This is a genomic window from Oerskovia enterophila (assembly GCF_001692445.1).
GTDB lineage: Bacteria > Actinomycetota > Actinomycetes > Actinomycetales > Cellulomonadaceae > Oerskovia > Oerskovia enterophila.
Genome location: NZ_MAQA01000055.1, coordinates 1 through 11,540, shown reverse-complemented (window position 1 = coordinate 11,540; position 11,540 = coordinate 1). Strand labels below are relative to the sequence as shown.

The window sequence follows — 11,540 nt, the reverse complement described above, 5'->3', positions numbered from 1 at the left end:
CCATGAACCCCTTCGACGACTCCGAGGGCACCTTCCTGGTGCTCGTCAACGACGAGCAGCAGCACTCCCTGTGGCCCGAGTTCGCGGCCGTCCCGCCGGGGTGGGACGTGGTCCTGGACGCCTCGCCGCGCGCGGTCGCGCTCGCGTACGTCGACGCGCACTGGACGGACCTGCGACCGGCGAGCCTGCGCCGCGTGCTCGACGGCGCCCCGTCCGAGGGTCTCCCGGCCTCGCCCACCACGACGACGGCGACGTGAGCGCCCCAGGGCTGCTCTCGGGGCTCGCGCTGGACCTGACGCCGCTGCGCGCGAGCCGCAGCTTCCGACTCCTCTTCGCGGGGCGGGTCGTGTCGCTGCTCGGGCTCGGGATGCTCGTCGTGGCCCTGCCCGTGCAGGTCTACGCCCTGACGGGCTCGTCGCTGCACGTCGCGGGCGTCAACACGACGCTGGGAGTGACCGCGTTCGCGGGCACCCTCGTCGCGGGGGTCGTGGCCGACCGCACGGACCGGCGCCGCGTGATCCTGTGGTCGCGCTCGGCCGCGGTCCTGGGGTTCGTCGCGCTCCTCGTGAACTCGCTCGCCGAGTCGCCCTCGGTGCCCGCGATCTACGCGATCGCGGCGTGGGACGGTCTCGCGGGCGGGTTCAGCGTGGTCGCGCTCGCGGCGGCCGTGCCCTCGCTCGTGCCGCGCACCCAGCTCCCCGCGGTCGCGGCGCTCCAGGCGATCTCGCTCGACCTGGGCGCCGTGGTCGCCCCGCTCGTGGCGGGCGTCGCGATCGCGCACGGCGGGTCGAGCCTGGTCTTCGGGGCCGTCGTCGTGGCGAGCGTCGTGAGCCTGGGCTTCCTGGTCCGCCTGCCCGCGCTGCCGCCGGGCGGGGAGGGCAGGGCCGCGGATGCCGGGATCGAGGATCCCGTGCCCGACGGCGCCACGTCCGCCGAGCACGCCGCCTCGCACGGGAAGAGGCCCGGGGCGGGCGGGGCCGCGGCCGAGCCGCCGCTCGGGGCCGAGGTGGGGCTCGGTCCCGCGCGCCGGCCCCGCCCGTGGGACGACATGGTCGAGGGCCTGCGCTTCGTCGCGACCGACCGCGTGGTCGGCGGCATCATCCTGCTGGGCTTCGTCCAGATCCTGTTCGCCTCGCCCCACGTCCTGATCCCCGAGCTCGTCGACAAGCAGCTCCACGCGGGCCCCGAGGTCGTCGGGCTGCTGTTCAGCGCCCCGGCCGTCGGCGCGCTCGTCGCGACCCTCACGAGCGGGTGGACGGGGCGCGTCCGGCGCACCGGGCGCCTGCTCCTGATCGTGTTCGCGGCCTCGGGCGCGGGCGTCGCGATGCTGGGCCTGTCCCAGTCGGTCGTCCTCGCCGTCGTGGCCATGACCCTGGTCGGCGCAGGTGACGTCCTGGGCGAGATCCTGCGGTTCACGCTGCTCTACGAGCGCACGCCTGACCACCTGCGGGGCCGCGTGAGCGCGCTGTGGACCGCGCAGGGCACCGCGGGCGACGCGCTCGGCGGGCCGCTCCTGACCCTGATCGCCCGAGCCCTCGGGGCAGGCGGCGCCGTGGCGCTCGGCGGGGCGCTCGCGGCCGTCGCGACGGGCCTCGTCGCCCTGATGGTCCCAGGCCTGCGCCGCGCGGTCACCGAGCCCGAGCCGGCCGACCACGAACCTTCCCCCCAGCCCGTCGACGCGAGCGTCGGCACCACCCGAGGAGAGAACGCATGACCAGCACCACGAGCAACCTCGCCGTCGCGGACGACCAGCCCGCCGGGCCCGACGTCGTCGAGCAGGTCACGCTGCTGACGCACCCGCTGCGCCCGCGCCTGCTCACGGTCGCGGCCGTCGAGCGGATCGCCGCGCGCATGGTCCGGGTCCGGCTCACGGGGGAGGACCTCGCGGACTTCGTGACCGTCGCCCCCGAGGACCACGTCAAGCTCTTCCTGCCGACCGAGCCCGGCGGTACCCCGGAGATGCCCGAGGTGGTCGACGACCGCTGGGTCGGCGGCCGCCACCTCACGAGCCGCGACTACACGGTGCGGTTCTTCGACCGCGAGGCCCGCACGCTCGACATCGACCTCGTGCTCCACGAGCACGGCATCGCGGGCCGGTGGGCGGGCCGGGCGCAGGTGGGCGACCTGGTCGGGGTGCTCGGGCCGCGCGGCTCGTTCCTCGTCAACGACGTGTTCGACTGGTACGTCTTCGCAGTCGACGAGACGGCCCTGCCCGCGGCGGCCCGCTGGCTCGAGCGGCTGCGCGCGGACGTGCCCGTGACGGTCTTCGTCGAGGTCCAGGACGAGGGCGACGTGCTGCCGCTCGCGTCGGCCGCGAGCCTCGACGTGACCTGGCTCTTCCGGGAGGACCGTGCGCCGGGGACCACGGCGCTGCTCGCGGACGCGGTGCGCGGGACCGACCTGCCCGCGGGCAACGGGTTCGTGTGGGTCGCGGGCGAGGCGCTGTCGATCAAGCCGCTGCGCCGCTACCTCAAGAACGAGGTGGGGCTGGGGCGCGACAACTTCGACGTCGACGGGTACTGGCGCAAGGGCGTCGCGGACCACGACCACCACGACGACGACACCGAGGCGGCGGAGGACCCGGCTGGACCGGACGCCGCCCTGCCCACCGGGAGCACCGCGGACGCCGGGTCGTCCGCCCCCGCGTCGGGACCGTCGGGTGACTGACGGTCCTCGGCCGCGCCACCCCGCGCTGCGTGTCCTGGCCTCACCGGCCGGGGCGACGTGGCGCGTCGTGGTGTGCCCGCACGCGGGCGGCGCGGCGAGCTACTACCGGCGGCTCGTGGGTGCCCCTGGTGCTCCGGGCTCTGCAGCCGGTGCCGGTGCTGCCGTCCCACCCCCGACCGGTCCCTTCGCGACCTCGCCCGAGGTCGTGGCCGTGCAGTACCCAGGCCGCGAGACCCGCTTCGGCGAGCCGCTCGCCCGCACCATGACCGACCTGCTCGCGGACGTGTCCGGCCCGGTGCGCGGGCTCCTGGCCGACGGTGTGCCCACGGTCCTGCTCGGCCACAGCCTCGGCGCATCGGTCGCGGCCCGGATCGCCGCGGGCCTCGGCCCGGACGCGGCCCCGGACCTGCTCGTGGTCTCGGGTCGCGCGGCGCGTGCCGACCGTCCCGGGACCGCAGGTGATGCGGGGGAGGGGAGCGACGTCGTCGGGCCCGGGCCGGCCGCGCGCGACGACGACGCGCTGCGTGCATGGACCGCCGCGCTGGGCGGGACCCCGCCCGAGCTGCTCGCCGACGACGAGTTCTTCGCGCTGCACGCGCGCGTCCTGCGCGCGGACCTCGCGGTCCACGACTCGCTCGCGGCCACGCCCGGGGACCCTGCCGACGTCACGGTGCCACTCCTCCTGCTCGCCGGGTCCGACGACGTCGCGTCCCCGCCCGCGTCCGTCGCGCCATGGGCCGCACGCGGGCGGGCAGGAGTCCGACGGCGGGTCGTCGAGGGCGGTCACTTCTTCGTCGGGGAACGGCCCGACGAGGTGATCGAGGCCCTGCGCGTCGCGCTGACCGCGGTCGCCGCGGGTACCTGTGCGGACGTCGCGCGTCCGAGCGCCGAGGACCGGTGGGTGTGGTCGCGCGAGGCCGTCGCGACGGACCTGCGCGAGCCGGCCGTGAGCACGGGAGCGGGCTCGTGGGCGGCGGCACGGCACCGACGGGCGGTGGGGCGGCGGGCAGAGGTGCCGCTGCCGCACCTGCTGCGACCCCCGCACCTGCTGTGCCCGCTGGCCCCCCGACCGTCCTCCGCGGCTCGCGGCCCTCGTCGCGTGTCCTGCTCGTGGGGGTCGCGCTCGTGCTCGCGCTGCTGGCCGCGGTCGTCGCGAGCGTGGCCCTCGGCTCGCAGCCCGTGCTGTGGCCCGACGTGCTCGCGGTGCTGCGCGAGCCCGGGACGACCGAGGCGTCCGCGATCGTGTGGGACATGCGCGTGCCGCGCACGGTCCTGGGGCTGCTCGTCGGGATCGCGCTCGGCGTGGCCGGCGGGCTCACGCAGGCGCACACCCGCAACCCGCTGGCCGACCCCGGGCTGCTGGGCGTGACGTCGGGGGCCGCGTGCGCCGTGGTGCTCGCGATCCACGTCCTGGGGGTCACGAGCCCGTCGGGGGCTGTGGGCTTCGCGCTCGTGGGGGCGCTGTGCGCCGGGGGGATCGTGGTGGTCCTCTCGCAACGCATCCGCGTGCTCGCGCCGGGCGTCACGCTCGTCCTCACGGGCTCGATCGTCACGGCGCTGCTCGCGTCGGTCACGTCCGGGGTGCTGCTGCTCGACCGCACGACCATGGACGTCTTCCGCTTCTGGAGCATCGGCTCGCTCGTGGGCCGGGGTCCCGAGGTCATCTGGACGGTCGCCCCGTTCCTGCTGCTCGGGTTGCTCCTCGCGGTCGTCAACGCCCCGACGCTCGGCGCGCTCGAGCTCGGTGACGAGCTCGGGGTCTCGCTCGGGAGGCACGTCGTGCGCGACCGGCTGATCGGGCTGCTCGCTGTCACGCTGCTCGCCGGTGCGGCGACCGCGGCGTGCGGGTCGATCGCGTTCGTGGGGCTCGCCGCGACGCACGCCGCGACGCGGCTCGGCCTCGGCGGCCCGGCGTGGCGCATCCCGGTCGCGGGACTGTGCGGGGCGGTCCTGGTCCTGGGGGCCGACGTCGTCGGTCGCCTGGCCCCTGCCACCTCGGAGATCCAGGTCGGCATCGTGATCGCGCTGGTCGGGGCGCCGCTGTTCGTCGTCCTCGCCCGCGGCTACCTGGGAGATCGCTCATGACCACGAGGCGTCCGCCGACGGCCGAGTTGTCAGAACTGCACCGGGGTACCCACCGGCCCAGCTCTGACGACTCAGCGGGGCGTTCAGGGTCCGCGGCGGGTTCCCGGTTCGCGGGGCGCGGTGGGGGATCGGGGGGCTCCGGGCGTTCCGGGTGCTCACGGTTCACCGGGCGCAGCTCACCGACCAGGAGGCTCGGTAGAGCCCTCGCGCCGCTCCGTCGCCACCCGGGCACCCGGCGCCAGGCCCTGGTCGCGGCGGGCCTCGTCGCCCTGGTGCTCGCGCTGCTCGTCGCCTCGATCATGGTGGGTGAGTACGTGCTGGCCGCGGGCGACGTGGTCCGGACCCTGCTCGGGACGGGCGACCCCGCCGACAGGTTCGTCGTGCTGGGCCTGCGGGCACCGCGGGCCGTGACCGCCCTCGTCGTGGGCTTCGCGCTGGGGGCCGCGGGGGCCATCACGCAGTCGGTCGCGCGCAACCCGCTCGCGAGCCCCGACATCCTGGGGGTCACGGCCGGCGCGACGGCCGCGGCGGTCGCGGCGATCGTCCTGGCGGGCACGGGGGCCGGGGTCGTCGGCGAGTTCCTGGTCTCGGCCGGTCTGCCGATCGTCGCGGTCACGGGAGGGCTCCTCGCGACCGCGCTCGTGTGCGTGCTCGCGTGGCGGGGCGGGATCGAGGGGTACCGCCTGGTGCTCGTCGGCCTGGGCGTCAACGCCGGGGCGTCCGCGATCACGTCGTGGCTGCTGGTCCGCGCCGAGCTGCCCGACCTCAGTGCGGCCCTCATCTGGATGACGGGCAGCCTCAACCGGGCGAGCTTCGCGATCGTCGGCCCCGTCGCGGCCGTGGTCGTGGCGGCGGTCGTGGTCAGCGCGCTGTCGTCCCGGTGGCTCGCGATCCTACGGTTCGACGCGCGCGTGATCGTGGGACTGGGAGTGCGTCGGTCGTCGGCGCAGCTGCTGCAGATCGGGCTCGCCGTGGTCCTCGCGGCCGCGGCGACCGCGGCCGCAGGGCCCGTCCCGTTCGTCGCGTTCGTCGCGCCGCAGATCGCGTGGCGGGCCCTCGCCGCCCAGGGGCCGCCGCCGCTCGGCGCGGGGCTCGTGGGGGCGTGCGTGGTCCTGGCCGCGGACCTGGGTGCGCGCTCGCTGCCTGTGGACCTGCCGGTCGGGGTCGTCACGTCGGCGGTCGGTGCGCCGTTCCTGCTGTGGCTGCTGCTGCGCGAGAGCCGGGAGGTGCGCTGACGTCAGGGGTTCCCGAGCCCGTGCCGGGACAGCAGGGTCGGGCCGTCGGCGAGCTCGACGGTCGAGAACGCGACGGGTGCCCCGGGGGAGCAGAGCGCGACCGCGGCGAGGTGGGTCTCGCCCGCCGAGGGTGACGGACTCGCCCGCCGAGGGTGACCGACCTGCCCGCCGAGGGTGACGGACTCGCTCGCCGACGGTGACGGCCGAGCCCCCGACGGCACCGACGGGAGCTCCAGGTCGCGGAGCGCGAGCCGATCAGGAGCCGGGACCGCGCCCCTGCTGTGCACGACGGCGGCGGCTCGGTCCGCGGGGGACAGGAGCAGGTCGTCGCGCGGGGCGAGGAGCCCCGTGCCGACCGCCTTGAGCACGGCCTCGCGCCGCGCCCACGACCGGGTGAACGACTCGGCGTCCCAGCCGTCGGCCGGGCGCTCGCCCGGGGGCACCGCATCGAGGAGATCGGTGAGGTGGTCTCGGGCCTGCTCGGTGGACTCGACGTCCACACCGACGTCCACACCGGCGCCGGTACCGTTGCCCGCTGCGAGGACCAGGCTGCGGTCGTCCGTGGCGTCTGCCTCGAGCCCCGGGGAACAGGTCACCGCCCCCACGACCGCCACCAGCACCCAGCCGCCCGCGTGGGCGATCGAGAACGACGGCGCCCCCTCGACGAACGGCCTGCCGGGGGCTGCGCCGTGCGGCGGGCCGAGCAGGACCGCGACGTCGGTCGGTGCGACGTCCAGCCGTTCGCCCAGGGCTGCCCGGACCAGGGCGCGGCCCGTGACGAACCGCTCACGGTCGTCCGCGCGCCGGAAGGCGGCTGCCCTCCGGGCCTCGTCGGGGGAGAGCCACGCCGACGCCCGGACTCCGGCTGCCCCGGGAGCGGCGCACCAGACGGTGACGCTCGCGGTCAGGAGAGGAGTCGGCACGTCGACACTCTAGGGCGCCGTGGTCGGTCCTCTCTCGCGTGCCCGACGGCGGAGCGCACCTCGCGCAGGTCGCCGCCTCTCGCGGTGCTCGCCGTCCGACGACGAGACCGAGCCCTCGGCAGGTGGGTTCACCCCACCCGGCTCACCCGGTTCTCGGACAGCTGGAGCTGGAGCAGTGCACCGTGGTAGCCCAGCAGGCCCACGTTCGGGGCGCTCGCGCCGGTCCACAGCACCTCGCCCGTGGCGAGGTCGTACCCCACCGACCGGGCCGATCCGTCGTCGTCGTGCGCGAGGACGATCGCCTGGGAGCCGTCGGTCGCGGCCCCGAACGGGTAGACCGAGTCCTCTCCGGGCACGGTCCACACCGTGCGGCCCGTGGTCGGGTCGAGCGCGGTCAAGCCGTTCGCGCCGTCGTCGACGACCAGGACAGCGCTCGTGTGCACGAACAGCCTGCTCGCGTACGTCGAGGCGTCCCACAGCTCCGTGCCGTCGGGGCGGAACGCCGCCAGGCCGCTCAGGGTGTCGACGAGGACGGTGTCCTCGCCCGTCCCGTCGGTCGCGGACGGGCGGAGGAGAGGACCGGTGACCTCCCACAGCGAGGTGCCCGTGCGGTCGAGCACGGTCGTGTGCTGGGTCGTCTGGTCGAACCTGCTCACGGTCGTGGCGGTGAGCGGCTCGACCAGGTCGTCCTGCGAGGTCTCGTCGTCAAGACGGGTCCCGTCGGCGTCGAACGCCGCACTGATCCCGCATCCGTCGACCGTGACGACGTAGCCCGTCGTCATCGAGCTCACCCTGTCGAGCGCGAACTTGGCCATGTCGCCGAGGTCCTGGCACTCCCAGGCCTCGTCCGGCGCGACGAACGGCACCTCGTTCTCCCAGAGCACGTCGCCCGAGACCGCGTCCTCCAGTGTCACGACGACCGCTCGGCCACCGGGAACGTCGACGAAGGTCGCGTCCCCGCTCTCGTCGTAGAGCTCGCGCGGGCCGACCGGGGGCCCGACGGGCCCGTCGCGACGCACGCGGACGACCGTGCTCCCCGGACCGACCGCGTAGCTCGCGCCCTCGACGACCGGCCCGAGGTTCCGGCTTCCCGTGACCTGTCCTTCCGTGTCCAGGACCGAGACGACCTGGGCGTCCGCGGTCCCCGACAGGCACAGCAGAGGTCCGGTCTCCTCGGCGAGGGTCTGCCAGATGCTGGGCCGGCCGCAGTACGCGTCCGGCCCCACCGTCGCCTGCCACACCTCTTTCCCGGTCAGGACGTCGACGGCCGTGAGGCCCCCTTCGTCGACCTGGCTGAGGAGCAGACCCCCGAACGGCATCCAGAGGTGGTTGTTCAGGTCGAACGACCACAGCTCCTGCGGCGGTCCGGTGAACGGCAGCACGCCGCCCACGCTCGTGACGAGACGCGCGGCGGTCCGCCGCTCCTCGATCTTGCCACCGATCGCGAGCCCGCCGACCACGAGGGCCAGGACGCCTGCCACGGCGGCCCAGGGCTTCCACCGGATCGCCCTGCTGCCCGACGACGTGTCCCCGGCCCCGGAGGGCGCCTCGCCGAGGCGTCCCTGGGTGCCGTCAGCGCCGTCACCAGCAGCGCTGCCGACGGAACCTGCGGCTCGCGCACCGTCGCCGACGTGCCCGGCAGGAGCGGAGCCGCCCGCCGCCGCAGCCCCCACCGAGGCTTCCGGGGACGCGAGCCCGTCGTCCAGGTCCTCGACGACCTCGAACGGCACGGCACGGGAGGCTGCGGACTGGCGGCGGCGCGGCATGGAGGGGAGCCTAGCGGCCGCCCGCCCGTCAGCGCAGGAACAGCCTCGACGCCTGGGCCTCCGCGTCGGCGTACGTCTGCGCGGCCGACCCCAGGGCCGCGGTGATCGAGTCCAGCGCTGCCTCGACGTGCACCTGCGCCCCCTGCCACTCGGTCATGACCCCGGCGAACGCGGTCGCCGCACCGCCCTGCCAGCTCGCCTGGAGGTCCTGGAGGTGACGCATCATGGCCCCGACCTCGGTGCGGATGGCCGTGACCGACCCTCCGACCGCGGCGCTCGCCTGCGCGACCCGTGCACTGTCGACCTCGTACCTGCTCATGGCGCCCTGCCTCTCCCACGTCCGCGGGGCACCGGTCGGTGCCCCGACCCGGCGCGGCGTGCGCGACCGGGTGAGCAGGACGCTAGAGGGGAGCGGCGTCGTCGGGCAGGGAGAGGCCCGGCACCTGTGGACGGGGCCCCGGGAGGCCGGGCTGTGCACGGTTCGTCCCACCCGGACCGCACCGCGGCCCGCGGTCCGCGACGAGGGACGGATCAGGAAGGAGAAGGCGCGATGAGCGCCGGGGGCGCCGAGGCCTGCAGCTTGGCCTGCTCCTTGCGCAGGCGCTGGAGCTCGGCGTCGAGGTTCTGCCGTGCCGGCTCCTCCCACGCGGCCCCCATGGGGCTCGAGAAGAGGGTGCGCCGGTCGAGCAGCTTGGTGATGATCGCGATGCGCGCCCGCAGGTAGTCGGGGAGCGGGATGTGCGCGTACTCGTCGCGCACGTCCTTGAGGTACTCCTTGTACCGCTGGGGCTCGCCCGCGAGCATCGCGAGGTCCGCGTCGCACAGCACCGCGCAGTCGAAGTCCGCGGGGTCGGGGGCGTGACGCACGAGCGCGTTCACGAGGAACGCGACCCGCCGGCACGCCTTCTCCGGCACGCCCAACGACGAGAGCTGGTCGAACGCGAGCGCGGCGCTCGCGGTCTCGTCCTCTCCGCCCTTGTTCGCGTACGCGGCCTTGCGGGCCGCGTCGAAGATCGCGCCGTGGTACCAGGCCGCGAGGCGGACCACGTCGGCGTCGTGCGTCTCCTGCGCGAGCTCGTCGACCCGGCCGAGGACGTCGGCGAGGTGCCTCAGGTTGTGGAAGTGACGGTCCGGCTGGCTCCAGCGCTCGAGGAGCCCGTCGCCCACGGCGCGGATCTCGTCGTCGGACGCCGTCGCTCCGGCGCCTCGGCAGCTACGGGTCCAGGAGGTGAGCAACCACTGCGGTGCGTCAGAGGTGGTGACGCCCATGAGATCAGCCTTCTTCGATGCGGGAACGGGGTGCGCCGTCGGTCCACAGGTTCATCTCGAGCCTACGTCCGATCGGGCGACGACCCGTCATCGTAGCCCTGTGTCGGGAGTTCCACATGAACCGTGAGGCCACCGCCCTGCGTGGGGGCCACCGAGATGTGCCCCTGGTGCGCCCCGACGATCGCCGCGACGATCGCCATGCCCAGCCCCGAGCCCCCCGAGGCGCGGTTGCGCGACGAGTCCGCACGGTAGAACCGTTCGAACACGTGGGCCGCCTGCTCGGGCGTGATGCCCGGTCCGTGGTCGCGGACCTCGAGCACCGCGAGGGGGTCGTCGCCCGCGTCCTGCGGCGCTTGCGTCCCGAGAGCGATCTCGACCGGGGTGCCCGCGGGGGTGTGCTGCGAGACGTTGCCGATGAGGTTGGCGAGCACCTGCCGCAGCCGGTCCTCGTCCCCGATCACGGTGAGCTCCTCGGGGGCGTCTCCCGAGCCGCCCAGGCTCACGACGCGCACCGGCCGGGTGGGGTCGAGCGCGTGCAGGTCTCCCGCGGAGTCGCGGGCCAGGGCCGCGAGGTTCACGGGCTCGTGGCGGATGGGACGCCCCTCGTCGAGGCGGGCGAGCGCGAGCAGGTCGTTGACGAGCGTGCCCATGCGCGTCGCGGAGTCCTCGATGCGGCGCATGGTGTCGTCCATCTGCTCGGGCGTGGTCAGCGCCCCCATGCGGTACAGCTCGCCGTAGCCCTTGACGGTCGCGAGCGGGGTCCGGAGCTCGTGGCTCGCGTCCGACACGAAGCGCCGCATGCGGGCCTCGGAGGCCTCGGACGCCGCGAACGCGCGCTCGATGTGGTTGAGCATGGTGTTGAGCGACGCCGCGAGCGAGCCGACCTCGGTGCTCGGCGGGGCGGGCCGGATGCGCCGGGTCAGGTCGCCGCCCGCGATGTCGGCCGCGGTCTCCTCGATCTCGCGGAGCGGGCGCAGGGCGCGCTGCACCGCGAGGTACGCGACGGCGCCACCGATCAGGGCGATGCCCAGGGCGCTGACCGCGAGCGTCCGGCCGAGCACCTTGACGGTCTCGTGGATCCCGGTGAGGGGGAGCGCCACGTAGGCGGTCCCGACCGTCTCGCCCGTGAGCTTGCTGATGACCGGGTAGGGCACGACGCGCCACTCGGCCGGCGTGGTCCCGCCCGCCGACGTGACCGTGAACGGCTTGCCCGTGCGGGTCGCCATCTCCTGGGCCATGAACGTCGGGATCTGCGGCGCGCCCGAGCGCTCGACGACCGGGTCCCAGTAGTTGGGCGTCTCGGTGCCGTTGTCCCAGCGGACCAGGACGTAGTACTCGCTGGGCAGGGTGGACCTCGAGGCGTTGCCCCGGAACGTCTCGTCGGCGACCGCGGAGGCCGTGAGGTCGAGCTGCTGGTCCACCTGTCCCACGAGGTACCGCGCCACCACGGTCGTCGTCGCGAGCGCGGCGATGCCCAGACCCGCGGCGAGCAGCAGCGCGATGATCGCGACGAGACGTGCCCGGAGCGGCACGCGGGCGAACCAGCCCCAGTTCTCGGTGGGGACGGTCCGGCCGTAGGGGCGGGGCTCGTCGGG

The 11,540-nt window shown here is 75.1% G+C and carries 10 protein-coding genes and 1 pseudogene; 6 read left to right on the top strand and 5 right to left on the bottom strand.

Annotated elements, in window-relative coordinates:
* Positions 1–2: 2 nt before the first annotated feature.
* From OERS_RS17230 to OERS_RS17205, 6 genes and pseudogenes are all read left to right on the top strand, one after another.
* Complete coding sequence (locus OERS_RS17230) at positions 3–257, top strand: MbtH family protein (RefSeq protein WP_068627316.1); 255 nt, start codon at positions 3–5, stop codon at positions 255–257.
* Entirely contained in the window at positions 254–1,714 is a 1,461-nt protein-coding gene (locus OERS_RS17225) for an MFS transporter (protein WP_068627314.1), read from the top strand. The genes OERS_RS17230 and OERS_RS17225 overlap by 4 nt, the downstream gene beginning before the upstream one ends.
* On the top strand, positions 1,711–2,667 hold the full coding sequence (locus tag OERS_RS17220) for a siderophore-interacting protein (protein WP_068627312.1): 957 nt from the start codon (positions 1,711–1,713) through the stop codon (positions 2,665–2,667). Before OERS_RS17225 ends, OERS_RS17220 begins: the two co-directional genes overlap by 4 nt.
* Positions 2,660–3,484 (top strand): annotated as a pseudogene (locus tag OERS_RS22120) (thioesterase II family protein); the annotation flags it as partial. The gene OERS_RS17220 and the pseudogene OERS_RS22120, both read left to right, overlap by 8 nt.
* 233 nt (positions 3,485–3,717) lie before the next feature.
* Complete coding sequence (locus tag OERS_RS22115; RefSeq protein ID WP_068627309.1) at positions 3,718–4,752, top strand: FecCD family ABC transporter permease; 1,035 nt, start codon at positions 3,718–3,720, stop codon at positions 4,750–4,752.
* Between the two features lie 272 nt (positions 4,753–5,024).
* Complete coding sequence (locus OERS_RS17205) at positions 5,025–5,987, top strand: FecCD family ABC transporter permease (protein WP_068627306.1); 963 nt, start codon at positions 5,025–5,027, stop codon at positions 5,985–5,987.
* A 2-nt stretch (positions 5,988–5,989) separates the two neighbouring features.
* On the opposite strand, the gene OERS_RS17200 is transcribed toward OERS_RS17205, so the two are convergent.
* The 5 genes from OERS_RS17200 to OERS_RS17180 all read right to left on the bottom strand — a co-directional run.
* Positions 5,990–6,910 (bottom strand): 4'-phosphopantetheinyl transferase family protein, encoded by a 921-nt coding sequence (locus OERS_RS17200; RefSeq protein WP_068627304.1) that lies wholly within the window; start codon positions 6,908–6,910, stop codon positions 5,990–5,992.
* A gap of 128 nt (positions 6,911–7,038) precedes the next feature.
* Entirely contained in the window at positions 7,039–8,676 is a 1,638-nt protein-coding gene (locus OERS_RS17195; protein WP_139107909.1) for an outer membrane protein assembly factor BamB family protein, read from the bottom strand.
* 28 nt (positions 8,677–8,704) lie between these two features.
* Entirely contained in the window at positions 8,705–8,995 is a 291-nt protein-coding gene (locus tag OERS_RS17190; protein WP_068627300.1) for a WXG100 family type VII secretion target, read from the bottom strand.
* A 212-nt stretch (positions 8,996–9,207) separates the two neighbouring features.
* The gene (locus OERS_RS17185) at positions 9,208–9,945 is read right to left on the bottom strand and encodes an HD domain-containing protein (RefSeq protein WP_056760535.1); all 738 of its coding nucleotides are present in this window, start codon (positions 9,943–9,945) and stop codon (positions 9,208–9,210) included.
* A gap of 62 nt (positions 9,946–10,007) precedes the next feature.
* On the bottom strand, positions 10,008–11,540 hold a 1,533-nt coding region (locus OERS_RS17180), incomplete at its 5' end, for a sensor histidine kinase (protein ID WP_322788311.1).